The organism is Flavobacterium sp. MFBS3-15 (assembly GCF_026107645.2).
In the GTDB taxonomy this organism is placed as follows: domain Bacteria; phylum Bacteroidota; class Bacteroidia; order Flavobacteriales; family Flavobacteriaceae; genus Flavobacterium.
Window position 1 is genome coordinate 75878 of the sequence record NZ_JAPCHV010000003.1, and the last position, 16758, is coordinate 92635.

Annotated in this window: 23 protein-coding genes; 18 read left to right on the top strand and 5 right to left on the bottom strand. The window is 45.3% G+C overall.

The genetic code is table 11. The annotated features are described in order from the left end of the window. Window positions 1–22: 22 nt before the first annotated feature. The 5 genes from OGH69_RS03975 to OGH69_RS03995 all read right to left on the bottom strand — a co-directional run bounded on the left by OGH69_RS03975 (window position 23) and on the right by OGH69_RS03995 (window position 5432). Window positions 23–2692, bottom strand: coding sequence for a TonB-dependent receptor (locus OGH69_RS03975; protein ID WP_265173152.1), 2670 nt, complete (start codon window positions 2690–2692; stop codon window positions 23–25). Further along, a complete protein-coding gene (locus OGH69_RS03980) occupies window positions 2685–3404 on the bottom strand; it encodes a GLPGLI family protein (protein ID WP_265173153.1) in 720 nt (239 codons plus the stop codon). Before OGH69_RS03980 ends, OGH69_RS03975 begins: the two co-directional genes overlap by 8 nt. Window positions 3405–3407: 3 nt before the next feature. Beyond that, window positions 3408–3734: a hypothetical protein gene (locus OGH69_RS03985; protein WP_265173154.1), complete on the bottom strand. Its 327-nt coding sequence runs from the start codon at window positions 3732–3734 to the stop codon at window positions 3408–3410. A 26-nt stretch (window positions 3735–3760) separates the two neighbouring features. Then, on the bottom strand, window positions 3761–4081 hold the full coding sequence (locus OGH69_RS03990) for a hypothetical protein (protein WP_265173155.1): 321 nt from the start codon (window positions 4079–4081) through the stop codon (window positions 3761–3763). A gap of 157 nt (window positions 4082–4238) precedes the next feature. Then, complete coding sequence (locus OGH69_RS03995; RefSeq protein WP_265173156.1) at window positions 4239–5432, bottom strand: MFS transporter; 1194 nt, start codon at window positions 5430–5432, stop codon at window positions 4239–4241. A gap of 232 nt (window positions 5433–5664) precedes the next feature. On the opposite strand from OGH69_RS03995, the gene OGH69_RS04000 reads away from it, so the two are divergent. The 18 genes from OGH69_RS04000 (at window position 5665) to OGH69_RS04085 (ending at window position 16693) form a co-directional block, all read left to right on the top strand. Then, window positions 5665–7098, top strand: a complete 1434-nt coding sequence (locus tag OGH69_RS04000; RefSeq protein WP_265173157.1) for a hypothetical protein — start codon at window positions 5665–5667, stop codon at window positions 7096–7098. Between the two features lie 8 nt (window positions 7099–7106). Next, window positions 7107–7673, top strand: a complete 567-nt coding sequence (locus OGH69_RS04005; protein ID WP_265173158.1) for a hypothetical protein — start codon at window positions 7107–7109, stop codon at window positions 7671–7673. 50 nt (window positions 7674–7723) lie between these two features. Then, window positions 7724–8374, top strand: coding sequence for a hypothetical protein (locus tag OGH69_RS04010; RefSeq protein ID WP_265173159.1), 651 nt, complete (start codon window positions 7724–7726; stop codon window positions 8372–8374). Between the two features lie 35 nt (window positions 8375–8409). Continuing rightward, on the top strand, window positions 8410–8817 hold the full coding sequence (locus tag OGH69_RS04015) for a 5-fold beta-flower protein (RefSeq protein WP_265173160.1): 408 nt from the start codon (window positions 8410–8412) through the stop codon (window positions 8815–8817). 36 nt (window positions 8818–8853) lie between these two features. Beyond that, window positions 8854–9264: a hypothetical protein gene (locus OGH69_RS04020; RefSeq protein ID WP_265173161.1), complete on the top strand. Its 411-nt coding sequence runs from the start codon at window positions 8854–8856 to the stop codon at window positions 9262–9264. Then, window positions 9261–9533, top strand: a complete 273-nt coding sequence (locus tag OGH69_RS04025; protein ID WP_265173162.1) for a DUF6966 domain-containing protein — start codon at window positions 9261–9263, stop codon at window positions 9531–9533. The genes OGH69_RS04020 and OGH69_RS04025 overlap by 4 nt, the downstream gene beginning before the upstream one ends. Further along, complete coding sequence (locus OGH69_RS04030; RefSeq protein ID WP_265173163.1) at window positions 9524–9970, top strand: hypothetical protein; 447 nt, start codon at window positions 9524–9526, stop codon at window positions 9968–9970. The genes OGH69_RS04025 and OGH69_RS04030 overlap by 10 nt, the downstream gene beginning before the upstream one ends. Before the next feature lie 4 nt (window positions 9971–9974). Then, on the top strand, window positions 9975–10598 hold the full coding sequence (locus tag OGH69_RS04035) for a hypothetical protein (RefSeq protein WP_265173164.1): 624 nt from the start codon (window positions 9975–9977) through the stop codon (window positions 10596–10598). 8 nt (window positions 10599–10606) lie between these two features. Continuing rightward, window positions 10607–11035: a hypothetical protein gene (locus OGH69_RS04040; protein WP_265173165.1), complete on the top strand. Its 429-nt coding sequence runs from the start codon at window positions 10607–10609 to the stop codon at window positions 11033–11035. Window positions 11036–11042: 7 nt separating this feature from the next. After that, complete coding sequence (locus tag OGH69_RS04045; protein WP_265173166.1) at window positions 11043–11285, top strand: hypothetical protein; 243 nt, start codon at window positions 11043–11045, stop codon at window positions 11283–11285. Further along, complete coding sequence (locus tag OGH69_RS04050; protein ID WP_265173167.1) at window positions 11285–11779, top strand: hypothetical protein; 495 nt, start codon at window positions 11285–11287, stop codon at window positions 11777–11779. Before OGH69_RS04045 ends, OGH69_RS04050 begins: the two co-directional genes overlap by 1 nt. A 17-nt stretch (window positions 11780–11796) precedes the next feature. Further along, window positions 11797–12357 carry a hypothetical protein gene (locus OGH69_RS04055; RefSeq protein ID WP_265173168.1) on the top strand — a complete coding sequence of 187 codons (561 nt, stop codon included), beginning with the start codon at window positions 11797–11799 and terminating at the stop codon, window positions 12355–12357. 118 nt (window positions 12358–12475) lie between these two features. Then, window positions 12476–13360 (top strand): hypothetical protein, encoded by an 885-nt coding sequence (locus OGH69_RS04060; protein ID WP_265173169.1) that lies wholly within the window; start codon window positions 12476–12478, stop codon window positions 13358–13360. Window position 13361: 1 nt separating this feature from the next. After that, a complete protein-coding gene (locus OGH69_RS04065) occupies window positions 13362–14588 on the top strand; it encodes a hypothetical protein (protein WP_265173170.1) in 1227 nt (408 codons plus the stop codon). A 36-nt stretch (window positions 14589–14624) separates the two neighbouring features. Continuing rightward, on the top strand, window positions 14625–15311 hold the full coding sequence (locus OGH69_RS04070; protein WP_265173171.1) for a TPM domain-containing protein: 687 nt from the start codon (window positions 14625–14627) through the stop codon (window positions 15309–15311). A 44-nt stretch (window positions 15312–15355) separates the two neighbouring features. Further along, window positions 15356–15718 (top strand): hypothetical protein, encoded by a 363-nt coding sequence (locus OGH69_RS04075; RefSeq protein WP_265173172.1) that lies wholly within the window; start codon window positions 15356–15358, stop codon window positions 15716–15718. A gap of 56 nt (window positions 15719–15774) precedes the next feature. Then, window positions 15775–16404 (top strand): hypothetical protein, encoded by a 630-nt coding sequence (locus OGH69_RS04080; protein ID WP_265173173.1) that lies wholly within the window; start codon window positions 15775–15777, stop codon window positions 16402–16404. 55 nt (window positions 16405–16459) lie between these two features. Continuing rightward, on the top strand, window positions 16460–16693 hold the full coding sequence (locus OGH69_RS04085; RefSeq protein WP_265173174.1) for a hypothetical protein: 234 nt from the start codon (window positions 16460–16462) through the stop codon (window positions 16691–16693). The last annotated feature ends 65 nt before the right edge of the window (window positions 16694–16758 follow it).

The following is a 16758-nucleotide window of genomic DNA, read 5'->3' on the forward strand; positions in this document are numbered from 1 at the left end:
GGTTTAGAAAAAAATATTTTAGCTAAAACCTAAAGCTAATGGAGCCTAATATATACCGTTCCAAAAGATTATGGGATGAAGTCATTCTATAATAATCGGATGCTGAAACGGTTTTGAATTCAAGATTGTTTGTGAGGTTACGGCCTATCAATGAGTATTCTATTTTCTTATTCTTTGAGGTCAATTGCAGTTCAGCGTCGATAAACGTGTAGTTGTTATCTACGGACAAATCTGTAGCGATATAATTCAGGGTAACATTTGCCCTGAATACATCCGACATCTTATACACAATTTTAAACATGTCTTTGAGGCTGCTAAAACTGTTTTGCCGGGTATCTTCTAGTAAATATATACTATTGCTATAATTGATTTTATTCTCAATGCTTACATTTCCCATTGCAGCAGGCCGCAATGACAGTCCCATTGTTAATGTTTGGGCTTCAACATTTCTTAAGTCCGAATTGTTCACTATGTTTTTGTAGAATGAAAGTAGGTAATTGCTTTCCAATTGAATTGTTGTCCTCAAAAAATGGACGTATTTCTCACCTTCAAAATTTATTGAATAATCCCTGTTGCCGGTTTCAAGTAAGAAAGCTGTTGAAATAGTGTTTTCAACACTAATAAGGTTACGATAGAAGTAATTGTTTTTGCGGCTGTTATGAAAAAATGACAGGGACATTTTTGTAAGGCTATAGAAGTCCTGGTAATTATAGCCTAACGAATATTGATGGGTTTTGAAGAATTTCAGGTCCGGCTCGTTGTTCCTGAAGCTGCGGTATCCTGTTAAGATAACCCCGGAGAAAAGATTATCTTCAGAGGGCGCTATCTGGCTATAATTATATGATGTGAATATTGATGACTTGGGATTTAAAATGTAATTTAATTTTAATCGTGGCGATACAACCCATTCTGCAGTTTTAATATTGTTTTCGGTTCTTATCCTGTCAGACAAGGAAAGGTTAAAATACTGTGTATTGACGCCGATATTTATGCCAAAACTGTTTTTCTTAAAGTAGCTGATGTTTGGAAACGCATTAAATACTCGGTAATTGTATTGGTTGTCATTCTGATATTCAGGGCTTGTAAATGTGGTTACATCTTCTCTCTGCGATGCCAGGGCTGATTTTAGCGAAGTATTGGCTTGTGAATATCCCACGTTTACTTTTAATTTTAGCTCTTTTGATATACTGTGGAAGTAATCAACTGTAGTGCTGAAAAAATCCTTGTCATAACGGCTGTCTTCATTGTTTTGTACGATGCTGCCGTCAAAGCCTTCCTCAAAATTTACACCAGGGGTAAGGATAAAGCTTTGTGGTACCCTGCCGCTTGTGTACACTGCACTTGCGCTTAATGCCCCCTTAGCACTGAGTCTCCTTGTAAGGTTGAAATCCTGCCTTGTAAAAAAGTTAATTGAATTAATGTTGTTCAACTGGTAGATGCCATTGTTGTTCGTGAGGCTCATGAAATCTGTTTCGCGGTAATTGAGCTTGCCTTTGTATTCCCAGGCCAGGCTGTCCTTTGGCTTGTTCGCCATATACAACGCTCCTGTGTAAAGCCGTGGCTTTTTGGTCAGGTCTTCGGTTTGGCGCAATGAAAACTCCTGCTCGTCGATTTTATATTGGGTGTTTAATTCGTTGCGCCTTGTAAACCTGTCATCGTATATCCCAAAATTCGCTTTTGCCGTAATGGCTGGAGTAATTTTGTAAAGAAGGTTTGCGCTGGAATAAAAGCTGCTATTGATGTTACGATACTTTTCGTCAACCTGTGAATAGAAATTACCCTGCCCTATGAGTTCTTTAGCTTCTAATTCACCGTCAGTTAGTGATTCGACAGACAGGATGGACGACTGAAAATCGTAGGGGCTATTGTTTACGCCTGCATTATTGTAGGCCCCGACAACGAAACCCTTGATTTTTTGATTTACGAGCAAGCCGGTTACAGAAGATTTGTACCTGTCCCTGTAGCCGTAACCAAGCTTTGCAGAACCCGATAAATCCGATTCGCCTTTCTTCAACTTTAGGTTCAGTGCTACATCTTCAGAATTAACGAGTCCTTTCAGCAAAGGGTTTTCATTAAAGTTTTCAATGGCCTGGACGGCTTCAATGATATTAACATCTATATTTTTGCTCCCGACGGTGTAAAGCTTGTCAAAAAGGTCGTCACCATCAAGAAGGAATTTGCGGATGCTTTTACCTTTATATTTTATTTCGCCGTTTTCCAGTATTCGTATGCCCGGCAATTTTCTCAACAAATCCTCTACAACCTTTTCACTGCCATCTTTAAAAAAATCAGGGTTATAAGTTATGGTGTCGTTGTCTTGAGTTACCGGTTTTTGTTTTTCAATTACAACCTCTTTAAGGGTTGTAATCTGTGGTTTCAGGAAAAAGTCGATTTTCAATTTCGAACCTTTCAAAGGTGCTTTTATATTCTTTGCCTGAGATTCAAAATTTATTGTATTGGCTTCCAGTATCAATGAATCAGAGGGGACATTAAGGAGCATTGAATAGGAACCCTGCTCATCCGTTATAGTATATTTTATGATTATATCAGGGGCACTTTTTTTCCGGACAAGTATATTAGCATAAGGAACCGCCCCATCATCTGATGAAACGGTTCCTTCAAGGGTTTGACCATTTAATTGACATGCCAGTAATAAGATAAAAGAGCTTACAATGTTACCAGGTTTAATCATCTATCAAATATTCTATTCCCCGTTTTGGGATGGATGATGAAGCTTCCACTCCTTCTCCGGCGTTAGGCCTGTAATTAGTGATTTTGTCAAATAAGAGCTTGTATTTTTTCCTGTAGTCGGGCCAATTTATTTCCTCGAACTTTAAATTTCCGAATGGCTTTTCAATTGTTTCATCAGTGTTTTTTAACTGTGTTGCAATTATATGTACCGTTCCGTCATCTGAAGAAACTTCCAATATTAACCCCGGAAGACCGTCGAATTTAAAGGGGCCGTTGCGGTAGGGGATTTCGCTTGTAAAGTAAACTTTATAACTTCTCCCCCTAAATGAGCCGGTGGCCTGTTGGCATTTATAACCCAAAATGGTTTTGGTTACATTTGTTACGGTCCATTCGGTATTATAATTCTCATCTTTGAGTAAATTTTTAGTTTCAACAGGATAAAATGCATATTTTTCTTTTAAATTTTTATACATAATCGCCCCCCTGCTTTTAGATCCTCTGGTGTCCTGAACATAATCTGTATTTGCAGTGACTACTACAGTATCTATCATTCTGGTAAAATATAAACTCTCAGATTGATTTGTTACAAGTTCGTTTGTCGCTATCAGGACGCTGCCATATTTATCCAAATCCATAACATCGGTCCGATAGGCAACGGTGATGGTTTGAGAATAGGTTGCAAACCCTAATAAAAGAAATAATAATACTCTCATGTTTTATCGGGGGTACTCTTCAATCATCCGTTCTACTTCACGGGTTGCGTAAGTTGTCGCGGCACGGGTTGCAAGGCCACAGGCAATTTCCATATTTCGGGGATCATCCCTCGTTTCAGATGTTATGCATGCACTGGCCGTACCCGACGCGCTAAAAACTACATACCATTCTTCAACAAAGACAGATATTTCGATTGTTTTATTGCAACATTCATCGATAGTATCGGTGTTTGAAGAAACTTCCGAAGTTTTCTTAACTTTCTCATCAGTACCTGAAGCAAATACACTGGCGCACACAAATAGGGCACCGAATACAATAATTTTTTTCATAGTATATAATAATTAGTGGTTAATTTTTATCGATGTTCGTATTCTGCTATGGATTCCTCTACCGCTCTTACTGCGGCTGCGTTTGCACCTCTTGTAGCCAGGTTGCAAGCAAGTTCAAGAGCTTCCGGATTGTCTGGTGTTTCAGATTCGACACATCCCCTTGCTGTGCCGGATCCAAAAAAATACATCATATATTCCCCAATCCAGACCCTAACATGAACTGTCTTTTCACAACATTCATCGACAGGTAATTGCTCTTTATGCTGTATTGTCTGTGGTTCGGAATTATAGTTGTTTTGATAAACTCCTGCACTTGCCAACAATGTGCTTAAAAAAAGTAACTTCATAAATTTGAATTTAAATATTAATAATCAGCTAGTTATCGCAATTGCTATATCAAAACTAAAATTAATACTTTCTCACACAATTTATTTATGAAAAAATTAACATAATTAATGGGGTTTTATTAATCTAATAAATTATTAAATTAATTTTTAAATATGTTTATTGTAATTTTTTTAATAATGACACCGATTTAACCCTCCCCTTCCTCACAACCATATACACAAAGCAAGCCGCTACTACGGCTGCCGAAGCATACATTACGGCCGGTATGCGGCTGATGATATCGGCATAGTACCAGCCTGCGAAGAGTGCACCCAGGCCAATGCCGGCCTCAAGGGCTATGTACATGGTAGCCATGGCTTTGCCGCGGTGGTCGGGGTGGCTCATGTCGATGGTCCAGGCATTGATGGCGGGGGAGAGCACCCCCGATGCAACGCCGTATATCCCGGCTCCGGTCATGAGTCCGGCAGGCGTGTCGGCATACCCGATGATCAATAGCGAAATGAAAAGCACGGCCAGCCCTATGGTGATGACGCGGGTGCGCCCGTAACGGTCGGAGGCCTTTCCGGCAATGAAGCGGATGGCCAGCGAGGCTAGGGTAAACACCATGAAGAACATCCCCTTGTTGGCAATGCCCAGGTGGGCGGTCCAGTCGGGTATCAGGGTGAGCAGTGCGCCGTAGCCGGCGTAGGACATAAAGGTGACAATGCCTGCGGGCAGCACCTCTATGGCTATGATGTCGTGCCTCGATATTTTGAGCAGCGAGGGACGGAATTTGCGGCTGTTGTGCAGTGTTTCCTTCATGTTCATCAGGATGAGGATGGACAGCAGCGCAAAGGCCGACGAGCAGTAAAACAGTATGTCGAGCGAGAAATGCAGCCCGATGTAGCCGCCAATGGCCGGGCCTATCGCCAGGCCGGTACTGAAGCACAGCCCGTGGATGCCCATGGCTTCGCCCAGGCGGTCGGGAGGGGCAATGTCGGCAACATAGGCCGCGGTGGCTGTTGGCTTAAAGCCGGTAGAAAACCCGTGGAGGAGCCTGAGGAACAGGAAGCCTGCAACGGATGTGAGCACTGGGTATAAAAATCCGCACACGAAGCATACCACCGACCCGAATGCCATGATGGGCACGCGGCCCACAGTATCGGTAAGCCGCCCGCTGAAGGGGCGCGATATACCTGCGGTAAGCGTGAACAGTGCCACGATGAGGCCTTTATATTCGGCGCCGCCAAGGCTGCTGAGGTAGGCCGGCATCTCGGGTATAAGCATATTGAAGCTGGCCGAGAACAGCAGTGAGCTAAGGCATACCAGGCCGAACTGAAGGTTGTAGATGGGGTGTTTTTGCTTTTCCATTGGAAGTTGTGCAAAGGTAGGTGTTGGGGGAGGCATCTGCAAGCGGGGATGAAATTGTTTTGTACCGCACTTCGTAAAGTTGGAGGGCAGTATTTACAAACGTTCACCCGATTGTTACGAAATTATTCCAAACCCCTCCAAATTTTCATTTTCTGTTTGCAATGTGCGGGCAATTATTATCTTTAACGAAAATTAACAGTTATACTCTTACCTATAAATTCACACACAAAAAATGGATGCTACTAAGCAGGAACTGATGCGCACCATTGGCGAAGCCTACAGCCCGTATCTGGAAGCCGGGAAAGTTTATCATGTCGATGTGACCAAAGGTACCTATGGCGGTCAGCAAAGTGGGATATACTACACAAAAGACGGTAAAAAATACAGTCCGTACAGTAATCTTCCTCCTCAGGAGCGGAAGGCGTTAGATGAAGAATTAAGAAAACTGAACAATGCCACAGACGAGTTGCGCAGTACCATAGATCTTGGGGACCTTTATGACGACCTGCCGGGAAATACGCAGGTACGGTTTACTTTTATAAAAGACGAGCCTGTGGCCATGCAGGTATATGGCGTAGCCGACCTTATCGGCATGTTGGAAGAAAGGATTCTTGAAAAGGCGGAAGGGGTAACCGACCAGGGTGCTTTTAAGAAAGCGGAGGGCATGGGTGAGTTTACAGAACAGGCGGATAAAGTCAGTATCGCAGGCAGCTACAGCATAGCGTTTGAAAATAAGATTTTTTCGCTCAGTTCCTTTTACGGAATGGGACTGGACCTGCTTAATGTAGCGCTTGGCAATCAGTTGCAGCGCATTTGGTTCCGCCTGGAAAATGACGTGCTGACGGTACAAACCGAACCGGCATTCCCGGAGCATGGCCTGCACGGCATTGAAAATAATGCTATAGCCCTTGATCCGGAATACGCCAAAAGGAAAGAAGCCATTGCCGAAGCGATACGCCTTCGCCATGACTTTTTCAGGTCGGCAGGCACATTGCATGATGAAATACTGTACCTGAACTTAGGCGGTTTTCGCGACCACAACTGGCCCGGATATACAACGGGTACCATCGCTGCGAAGTTCCGTGTCATTTATACCGAAAATACCACTATCGTGATAACCGACGGCCTTTCGGACATATATGCCAACGAGCGCGATGATAAGGAATTGGCACATAATGGCATAGGCGCGGAATTTTATGTTGAATTTGACAGCATTGTGCCGTTTTACAAAGTAAGGGACCACTACATGATGGCACTGCTCAACAGTGTGACCCAGATAGCCCTGAGGCACGGGCAATTCAGGGCGCTGATAGAGAAGTTCGAATCGCTTACGCTGCAATTCAACACTTCTGATGTAGAAACATGGGTAATCAGGGACAATGATTCCAACAACGAAGCCGGTACCTTTTTCAACAGTTCGCAGTACGATGCCAATGCGCCTTTCGGGGCGTTACTCACAATGGCTTCGAAAAGCCTGCCGAAGCGTATAAAGCTTAACATTGAAGAGGTAGCGCTGGTATGCGTGAAGCCTTTCGGGAAAGAGTGGTTTGGCAGCGACAGGCTGTCCCACCCTGATGAGGAGGTTAAAACGGCCGCGCGCATGGCGATGATAAAGGGGTTTGAGGAAGACGGGTCGTATAACACCATACCGGTTTTATATAAGTAAACAGCACAATGATACAATTATTGATAAAGGAGGAGGGCAGAGACCTTCTGAACGATACAAGCTTTGGGGGGCTTCCTGTGAGAGAAAGAGGAAGCGAACCTGAATGGCCAAAGTGCCTGTGCGGGAAAGAACTGCAATACCAGGGAAAAATCAGGACCGATATAGGGTACGAAATGATTTTCATGTACGACTGCGACGAATGCTGGGGCGACGGCACCGTACAGGTTGCAAGCGCTGAAAATGTAGAATTTTACCATCCTGAAGATGCATCTGTAGCGCTAAGGAAAACCGAATATGGCGCTAAAAACGTTGCCGTAGCCCAGACAGACTACAATGACGCGAGGGAAGAATGGCAGGGCCGCAGGCGGGATGTTTTAGGACAATTGTACGGAAAGCCGGCATGGATACAGGGTGACGAAACGCCAAAATGCACATGCTGCAATGCCAAAATGCGCTTTGTGGCCCAGCTGGAAGAAGGCCCCGACCACACTACAGCCATGAACTTTGGCGGAGGGTGCGGGTATCTGTTCGACTGTCCGGAAGGCAGGACGGCAAAATTCATTTTTCAATGCTGATACCAAAACCACAAATTAAATAACTAATAAACAATCGGGAACAGGTACAAATGAAAAACTTAAACTTTATAGAAAAGGCCGGGCATAACAGGAAAAATATTGACAAGGGCCTCCGTAACATGATAATTATTTCGCTGATATGCGCTATCCCGGCTGTAGTTTCGAGGCTGTTCTTTTGGGGATATACCCGCAGGGCAATGGTTACCTCGTTGAGAAATAGAGATATAAGTTACATAACCGACGTGGGGTGGCCGGCACAAGTATATGCATGGGGAGGCTTTTTCGCTATCGCATTTGCGCTTTTTTATGTTTACGGCCGCTTTAAGAACGACCTTAAAAATCCCTCTTTCGGGGTGACCAACGACGGGATTTTTATCAACCAGCAGGCACTGCGCAATGCCTTTGTGCCCTGGAGCAACCTACAGAAGGCCGAGCTTCTCGGGCCTGAGGCAAGCCCATTCATGCGATTGGCATTTAAGGATTATAAAGCCCTGATTAAAGGCCAGCCGTTCTTTCTGAAATCCGTTGCGAAGGCCAACCTGAAGGACGATGCCGTAATGAGCATCACAAAACGCGATACCGTAGGCGACATACGGAAGATGTATGAAATAATCAATGAGAAAGGTTTTAACGGCAGGAATTCCGGACCGCACAGTATGCTAAGCTTCACTGACAAATATGGTACTAACCTAAAGGTTTGAAAATTCTATAAAAAATAACCAATAACCTATATAAAATGAAAAAACTATTGACACTGATCGCCATCCTTGGCGGGACAGCCTTTGTACAGGCACAAACTATAGAAGACAGCAGCCGCAGCACGGCGGGCTACATTAAGAGTGACGGCACCATTGAGGACAGGAGCCACTCAACGGTAGGCTACATCAAGAGCGATGGCACTATCGAAGACAGGAGCCACTCAACTGTAGGCTACATTAAGAGCGACGGCACTATTGAGAACAGGAGCCACTCGACCGTAGGGTATGTAAAGAGCGACGGTACGGTAGAGAACAGGAGCCACAGCACCATAGGCTACGTGAAAAGCGACGGCACGGTAGAGGACAGGAGCCACAGCACGATTGGCCGTGCCAGCGGCGTGAAGAAAGAGTGGGCAGCCGTTGTATTCTTTTTCTTTAAGCTGTAATAATTTCGGCATTGGCTGCGCCGAGAAATAATCCTTATGGACTATAAATCTAACCCCGAAGACGAACTGGCGGAAATCCAAAATGTTTTTGGGGTTTTCTTTGTAAAGCATGGCTTCAGGCTGAAGTCGGCCGACAGGCAGGAGATCGTATTTGAGAACGGGTATTCTGAACTGCTGTTCGACTTTGACAATTACGGGATGCGCTGGGGCTATATGGCGCCGCCTGCGGTTATTTATAAAAACAAGCGATCGGGTAAGCGCTATGCGGTAAAATCGTTGATGAATCAACTGCAGGGCATTGACTTTGAAGCCTTGTTCAACGTCTATTGGCACACGCAACAATTAGGCTATTATGAAACCTGGCATAAAATGATTGCGGATTACCTGGACGGCATCATTGGCGACAGCGCCTTTTTATGGGAGGGAAAACTCACTGAAAACCCATGAGCCTAAAGGAACACTGCATAAAGATTTACGAATTGCTGGCCGGAGTGGGAGAGCCGGGCCGGGCCAAAAGTTTTAAGGCATTTGCTGACAGGCTTGAAAGCAGCGACGATGTTGCCGTGTACAGGGACATCATTAGCCTTTATGGCGGCGCAGGATCGTTTAACGACCTGGTCCTGTACAGGGATGGGAAAATTTGCATGGAAGAAAATAACGAACTGGACCGGCTCAGGACCGGGCTGTATAACGCGATTGCACAAGAATGGAACTAAAGGAACTGCACGATACATTGATTGCCGAAGGCTGCGGCAGATTTAGCATTGAAGGCGTTGGTGTACAGCTTTATGACGAAGTCGATCGGCTGGAAATGAAGAACGGCAGGTGGGAGGTGAACTTTTACCAACGCGGGCAGGTATGGGAGACGTTATTCTCCACAACAGATAAGCATGAGGCGACACATTATTATTACAACCATATAATGAAAATGCAGCACTGGCACCTGGTGGCCTTTACGCGGTCTTTTGATGTATTTACTTCCTACAGGTTCACATTGGAAAGCCATGGCATAAAGACGATACAGAATGACATACCCGATTATGCCGCACAAAATGACCATGTGTACCGGTTACTTGTGGTGAATAAAGATATTTTTAAGGCAAGGGAATTGTTTGGAACGGTGCCTTATCTTGATGAAGATTTAAAGAAGTAGCCTTATGTATAATGACAGCCGTGAACTTTTTGAACTTTTGAAGCTACAGATAGGGCAGGGCGACTGCCTTACACAGGAGGTTTCAGACATCTTATCAGCGTATAAAAACGCGGGCGGTGACCGGCAGACAGCCAAAGAGGTGACCGAAGAGCTGATTGCGGTTTTTTCGGGAGATGAAGACCTGCAGGAACGGGCTTACGATGTTTATGATATCGTAACAGGATGGTGCCCGCCGCCGCTGAAAGTCTGGGAACAAAAGATAAAAGAGCCGCTAACCGACGGCATGCGCTTTGAGGATGACGATACGGGTGTCATCTTCAATCATTTTTCTTTCTGCGAATTTATAAAGCATATCATGGTGGCTTATGCCCGCATGACCTATGAGGAAGCGGATGAAAAGATAATGGATTCTTTTCTGGCGTATGTTCCACGTACGTTAGGCCATGTAATGTTTTACACAGGCGAACTGGATTATCACTGGGCCATGCTGGTAGCACACGGCGACCTGTACTGGACACGGGGAATACCGAGCGATGTTAATGGCTTTAGGGAAGAGTACCTTAAATGGTCGGCGGAGATAAGGCAAAAATACAATCTTAAAGAGTCGTATTTGTACTACGACAAATAGCATTTGGAATGGCAGGAGGATTTACAATATACAGTATTTACAGGCTTACCGGGGAGGGGAGGTATTTCCTGCTCCGTACGGTACAGCGGGAGTATTCGAATGCCTCCCAGGCAGAAGAGGACGCGGCCGTTGCGGCAGAACAGCACATTCGTAGCCAAATGCTTCAACGTATCAGCACGGCAGATTTTGAGCTTGTAGGCGAAATGCAAAACTACCCGATAGGCGATGCTTTGTATGCGCCAAACGGAAATATGGTACTCGACATTTATTATATGGAGACAGCGTTTGGGCATCCCTGGATTATTTTAGGTACGGCACGGTCGGAAGAAGCCTTCCTGTCCGAACTGGAGGAAGACGCCGATTTGCTGCGCCTGGAACCCATCGGGAAACCTGTTAAGATTGAAGTGACATTTATAACGGGGAGCGATCTCCTTTGACTAAACGATGAAGCAGGAACCGGCCTTTGTAACATCCCTCACCATTGGCGGGGAAACACACGAAATAAAAGTTTACGGAAACGTAGACAAGACAACCAATTTTATATATTACACCTTTGAATTTAACGACGATAACGGGATCGTGCTTTCAAAATATGATGGCACAGAATGGAAGGTGGACAACGCCGGCGGGGCGAATCGCTTTATTGCAAACCTGTTAGGAAAGTTAATTGATAATAATACAAGATAATGACAGACAAAGATTTCTATAGCCGTATATGCAATTTACAAGCTACCGATGTAAGCCTCGAAACCTATTTGCTTTCGCTTCTGAAACTTGTTGAGAAAGAAAGAGCAATGGAAGACGTTCCTGCCGAATTGTTCCTGCAAATTTTACAGGATGCTTTTACATCCGAACCGGCAAAATTTAATCCCGAGTGGCTGAAAATTAAAAAAGCCCCAAAAGAAGACAATTATGCGAGCGGTTATGATTATGCCACAGCCGTTATCCAATTCCAGATATCGGATCTCCATAAAATGAAAGGAAAACAACTGGATGATCCGTATAAAAGTTTTGGCATCGATTCTGAAACCGGGGAACGATGGTATAATTTTGATGCCTGGGGCAATTTAGAGTGCGGAGCAAGGTGGTGCATTGATGCCGGCAGCGATGAAAATGAGTATGACGTCCTCGATTGGGCCTTTTTAGGGCAACTTCTCGAAATGGGCAGGATATACGAATAAAAACATATAAAAAAACAATGGATAAATACAAAGCATTAACATCGCGAGGGGCGGCAGCCTACCTGGACGCACTTGACGGAATAGGGTGGTTTGGCCTCCCGCACAACGATAAAGCAAAGATATCGGAGCATCTGTCCGGGATCAGCGGTAGCGAGAACTTCTTTTTCGTATTGTCGCACATCGTGAGGGATGCAGAAGGTTTTGAAGAGGGCAACGATTACAAGGAACTTTTCGAAGAGATGGCTGCCCTTAGCGGGATCAGTGTAGTTTCGGCCGGGTTTGAGTACGAAGCGATAGGCTTTGGCGAGGACGAGCTTACTGGGACGGTAGTGACCGAAAAAGGCACTTACGAATGCCACCTGGAGGAGCTCATGGGCTGGCTCGACGGCGATTTCATAGAAGGGTTTGTAAATGAGGAAGTGCTGCCCGGTGAAAATATTGAAGGCCGCTTTTTCATGTTGCCCGCTACCGACCAGATGGCACAGTATGCTTTCATGCCTCAGGAAATGTACGACAAGGCGATCGCAGCCGGCATACTGCCCAACGACCCGGAGTATTTCATGGCTGACTTTGATTAATGAACAATTTTAGCACCAACGGGATGCCTGTGTCATTTAGCTTCGCTGAATCGTTTCGTGAGGTTTTGACCGGAGCGTAGCGGAGTGGAAAAATCTCAAAAAATAGCACACAATAAATATGGGCACAACAGCACGGGAATGGGCAAAAAGCTACTTCAGCAGGCTGGAAACGGCTGTTGAACAACTAAAGAACCACGACCTGGTGAGCCGGGTAAATTTCATTAAATACCCCGGCGCTACCGACGGGCAAATAGGCGAAGCCGAGGCAAAGATATATTCAGAGCAGCTGGAGAATGTTGAATATAAAGACTCGGAGGCACCCGATGGGCCATTTGCCTTTAACGAATACATAAAGGAATTTTACAAGATAAGCAACGGCCTGCACGTGTCGTGGCATTCGGTTATTTTCCCGGAAACAGAAGCCATGGATCCCGGTGGCAAATTCCCGATAGCATGGCCGGACGACGACTATAAGGAAGGCTGGATATCTGTCCTGCCGATAGGAGGGCTTGCCAGTTCGATGGGTTTTTCATTTGGCGGCGACCCGAAGGAGACCAGCCTGGGTGAGTCGGAGGAAAGCTACGGCGCACTATTCAATTACTTTGACGGTTTTAATTATTATTACGATGCCTGCATCGCATTAAGAAACGGTAACCCGTCCATAAAATTTGGGGATGACCACAGTGCTTCGTATGACGAGCCGCATGCCTGCGATTTCGTAATCTACATGGAGTACGCCCTCTCTACCTTCTTCTCGGTAAGGGACCGTTCCGGGGAGCTGCATTTTGCCGACACAGCTGTACATGAAAAGCTGGAAGCGATGACGGAAACCCTGGATTACAGCGAACTTGTAGCGCTGCTTGCCAACAATGAGCATACGGACATCGATTCGGTCATTGCTTTCAGCTATGAAGAGATTGGCAACCAATATGCCGATGAGGAGTACAGGAAGGAGCTTCCTGAGTCAATTTCACAACGTATAACCACATTAATAGGAGAATAATATGAAACCATTTGATATACGCTTTTATAACGAGGAAATGTTTGATGATGCGATGCTTTTTATGGAGGCGGCTGCAGACTGCCTGTTGGGCGAGATGAGCAGCCGTGTGATACTGGAAAACCATACGGCGGAGCACACCGTGATGGGGTCGGGAACGCCATCCAACACCCGCGATGTGAACATAGGGTCTGGGTTTTATGATGTGATGAAGCAGGCGTTTGCTGAAACTCCCGCCGATGATTACCTTACATTTATTATCGAAACAAAGATAAAAACAGCCGAAACACCGGAAAGGCAGCTGGAGGCAACGCATCGTGTCCGGGTAAAGAACCCGATGGCCGGAGTAAAGCGCGAAGACTGGCCGGAGTGGGACGAGCCGCAGTTTGAAACGCCCGAAATAGTGCCGGATGATGCGCCGCAGGCAGCGCCAAGGCAGGATGATTTTACCATAAGCGTTACCCCGCAGTACACAGGGGGCGATATGTTCGACTTCCTTGACGGGACAGCACATTTTGTGCTGACGGTACTTTCGGGCACACCCATCAAAAAGTTTGATGTTACTGCGAAGCTGATGCACGAGTGGCGCGAAGAAAAGCTGTCGGTTGAGGTAAACCCGAAAGCCAAGGGGCATGAAATTAGTGTTGACCTTTCGGCCAATCTGCTGGACCAGGTAAAGGGACTGGGCAGCTACAGCCACGGCGAATATGAAAAATTTGATTACTTCTTTGAGCTTGAGATAACCGATGCCGACGACAAAAAGCACAAACGTAAGGTATCTGTACAGCTGCCGAACCCGTATTATGAAGGGATTACTGCTGAAAAAGACATTGCCCGTGATGCGCTTGCTGAGGTATTTAAAAGGAAGTATAATGAGGACATTGCCGAACTGGACATGGAAAGCCAGGAGGGGTGGTGGGCCTGGAAAAAGGACGGGGTTTCGTTCCAGTACGGCTGGAAGGATGATGCCATTGTACTGTACCGCTATCTGGGTGCCGAAGATTATGACGCAGATGCCGACGAAGTATCAGATGCCATGGACAAGCTTAATGAGTTTAACGATGGTGCAGCAGAGTTGGTATATGTAGACAACTACTTTGTGCTACAGTATGAATTCAACCCGGAGTGGATGGATGCGGACGACCTGGAAAAGAAGCTGGACGAACTTGAGGACATTGCGGATTCGGATGAGGTGTCCGGGTTGCTGGGCGCGTATGAAGGGGAGAGTTAATGCGGCCGGAGAGTTGTAGTTTAAAGAAGTAAAAATATGTTCGTAAGATATGTATCGGCTTTGCTTATGTCAGGTTTCCTGCTCATTTCGTGCGGGCAAAAGCCCGGTGATGAGAAACCAAAGGCAGAAATAGCCCTTCCCAAGATAAGTAAAGCCGAACTTTTAGAAGCCAAAATATTAATTGCATCGGGTGGGAGCACTTCTTTTTGGGATGCCGGCGAGTATATCGAAAGCCCGGAACGTCTTAGGCTTCCGGAAAAGCCTGAGTTAAGTACTGAATTTCGTGTAATGTCCGCAGGATGGACGAACGACTACGGCCAGGTATATTCTGATAGCCAGACAGATGAGTTGGACATGATGGCCATCGGGTTCCAAATGCTTTCAAATAAAGCGATAGCTATCGTAACCATCGATAGCTCGTGGACATCAAAGGAAGATTTTGACAACCTGGTACAAACGATGGCTGATGAATGGAAACTGGACAACAAGGCCGACGGAAAATTACTCATATGTGTAAGTCGCCCGCTCAATAGGGTTGGCATTGTGTGCAGCGGCAATCTCAATGAAAGGCTGCCGGCTACCGAAAAACAGAAAATAATTAACAATATTATGCTTTCCGAATTTTCGAAAGGGAATTATTTTGAAGGAACAAAAAAAGGATTGCAGGCCGTTATGCAAAATGTTTACAGGATAACGGATAAGCCCTTCAAAGCAGGCGGATAAGGGCATCCAACACCACTAAAAAATGAATACCTAATTATTATACTATGAAAAACATACAATTAGCACAGCTTGATAAATACGGGGGCAACCCCAATTATGAACACATTGAAGGCAATATCTACAAAGACCTCGAAGAGAATCATTATGTATTTGCCCTAAGCTATGAACTTGAAGACGAGGAGGACTCCCAGTATCCGCTGGAAGACATTCTGGACGAATTTTACCTGCATGTGTCCGACTTCATAGATGAGGACAGTTACTATGAATCAAGGAATGTGACCCTGGAACTTGGCGGCAAACTGGATAACGTGAGACAAGCTATCAGCGCAATCATCGGCAAACGGGTGTACAACCAGGAGTTTGATGATGAAGAAGGGGTTACAAGGGTAAGGCTTGTGATAGAGTAGGTCAGAGAATAGATGATAGATTATAGACGGATAGACGTTAGATAAAAGATAAAAAGATGAACGATAGCAGCAACGAACAATACATTGCGCATTACAACCGGAAACAGGAAGCGATTGAAAGCATATTAGGTCCTTCGGCGGGTGTTGTCGGGCATGCCATGATCCCTTTCAGGGTATTGGCGGGGATGACGATAGGGCAGGTGGATATGCATTATTTCCCTAACCACACAGAGGGCACAGGCTTTACCACGATGGAACTCATCAACACTGACGGCACAGGCCCGAAACCCAACAAAAAAGGGACGTATGAACTGGTAGCCTTTACTAAGCAGCCTTTTAACGACATCAACCAGGATCCGCCCACGGCGTTCAACCTGATGGAAAGGCGCATGTGCGACAACTTTACGCAGATTGCCGCGGCGGCACAGGAAAAGGTGTTTAACCCCTATGAAATATGTGGCATAAGGGGAAGTGACGGCGAGGTGCGGTACATCATCTTTGATGTGTACAGGGAATTTGAAGTCGACGGCCACAGGCACCACCTGCTGCTTTGCATGGAAATATTTGAGGAAGAGCTGGCCACAGTGGAGAACTTTGGCCACAAAGGATTCCTGGAAATGCTTAAAATGATAAAGATTTACCCCTACAGCGACCTGGACAGGAACTGGGTGGGGATTAAGAAGTAAATCCTGCACAAATTTTAAGGTATTATTTTCGGACATTTCAATTATTGGCAAGGCTATGAGTAGAAAACTTTTAGAACAAAAGGAATGGGAGTATTATTTATATGAAGATAATGATACGATAGAACTGTCAGTCCCTATTGCCCGGCCAAATCCCGGATTTGACGTTATCCACATTTTGGACGGGCCTGAAAAAGAAAAATATTTACAAACAGGCATTACTGCCCTTGAAAACAGGATAGCAGATATGAAGGTAAATTTTTATGATTACAAAATGAATTCATGGCGGTAACATATGCCTGAAAAGCCATGGAATAAAACTCATGTGATGGTTACAAGGGGATGTACTCCCAAAAA

Coding starts and splice junctions, on each gene's coding strand:
- OGH69_RS04030 (WP_265173163.1), top strand. CDS start 9,524: ATGGAACTAAAGGAACTGCACGATACATTGATTGCCGAAGGCTGCGGC.
- OGH69_RS04020 (WP_265173161.1), top strand. CDS start 8,854: ATGGACTATAAATCTAACCCCGAAGACGAACTGGCGGAAATCCAAAAT.
- OGH69_RS04045 (WP_265173166.1), top strand. CDS start 11,043: ATGAAGCAGGAACCGGCCTTTGTAACATCCCTCACCATTGGCGGGGAA.
- OGH69_RS04000 (WP_265173157.1), top strand. CDS start 5,665: ATGGATGCTACTAAGCAGGAACTGATGCGCACCATTGGCGAAGCCTAC.
- OGH69_RS04080 (WP_265173173.1), top strand. CDS start 15,775: ATGAACGATAGCAGCAACGAACAATACATTGCGCATTACAACCGGAAA.
- OGH69_RS04035 (WP_265173164.1), top strand. CDS start 9,975: ATGTATAATGACAGCCGTGAACTTTTTGAACTTTTGAAGCTACAGATA.
- OGH69_RS04075 (WP_265173172.1), top strand. CDS start 15,356: ATGAAAAACATACAATTAGCACAGCTTGATAAATACGGGGGCAACCCC.
- OGH69_RS03975 (WP_265173152.1), bottom strand. CDS start 2,692: ATGATTAAACCTGGTAACATTGTAAGCTCTTTTATCTTATTACTGGCA.
- OGH69_RS04005 (WP_265173158.1), top strand. CDS start 7,107: ATGATACAATTATTGATAAAGGAGGAGGGCAGAGACCTTCTGAACGAT.
- OGH69_RS04025 (WP_265173162.1), top strand. CDS start 9,261: ATGAGCCTAAAGGAACACTGCATAAAGATTTACGAATTGCTGGCCGGA.
- OGH69_RS04010 (WP_265173159.1), top strand. CDS start 7,724: ATGAAAAACTTAAACTTTATAGAAAAGGCCGGGCATAACAGGAAAAAT.
- OGH69_RS03995 (WP_265173156.1), bottom strand. CDS start 5,432: ATGGAAAAGCAAAAACACCCCATCTACAACCTTCAGTTCGGCCTGGTA.
- OGH69_RS03985 (WP_265173154.1), bottom strand. CDS start 3,734: ATGAAAAAAATTATTGTATTCGGTGCCCTATTTGTGTGCGCCAGTGTA.
- OGH69_RS04040 (WP_265173165.1), top strand. CDS start 10,607: ATGGCAGGAGGATTTACAATATACAGTATTTACAGGCTTACCGGGGAG.
- OGH69_RS04085 (WP_265173174.1), top strand. CDS start 16,460: ATGAGTAGAAAACTTTTAGAACAAAAGGAATGGGAGTATTATTTATAT.
- OGH69_RS03980 (WP_265173153.1), bottom strand. CDS start 3,404: ATGAGAGTATTATTATTTCTTTTATTAGGGTTTGCAACCTATTCTCAA.
- OGH69_RS04060 (WP_265173169.1), top strand. CDS start 12,476: ATGGGCACAACAGCACGGGAATGGGCAAAAAGCTACTTCAGCAGGCTG.
- OGH69_RS04055 (WP_265173168.1), top strand. CDS start 11,797: ATGGATAAATACAAAGCATTAACATCGCGAGGGGCGGCAGCCTACCTG.
- OGH69_RS03990 (WP_265173155.1), bottom strand. CDS start 4,081: ATGAAGTTACTTTTTTTAAGCACATTGTTGGCAAGTGCAGGAGTTTAT.
- OGH69_RS04070 (WP_265173171.1), top strand. CDS start 14,625: ATGTTCGTAAGATATGTATCGGCTTTGCTTATGTCAGGTTTCCTGCTC.
- OGH69_RS04065 (WP_265173170.1), top strand. CDS start 13,362: ATGAAACCATTTGATATACGCTTTTATAACGAGGAAATGTTTGATGAT.
- OGH69_RS04050 (WP_265173167.1), top strand. CDS start 11,285: ATGACAGACAAAGATTTCTATAGCCGTATATGCAATTTACAAGCTACC.
- OGH69_RS04015 (WP_265173160.1), top strand. CDS start 8,410: ATGAAAAAACTATTGACACTGATCGCCATCCTTGGCGGGACAGCCTTT.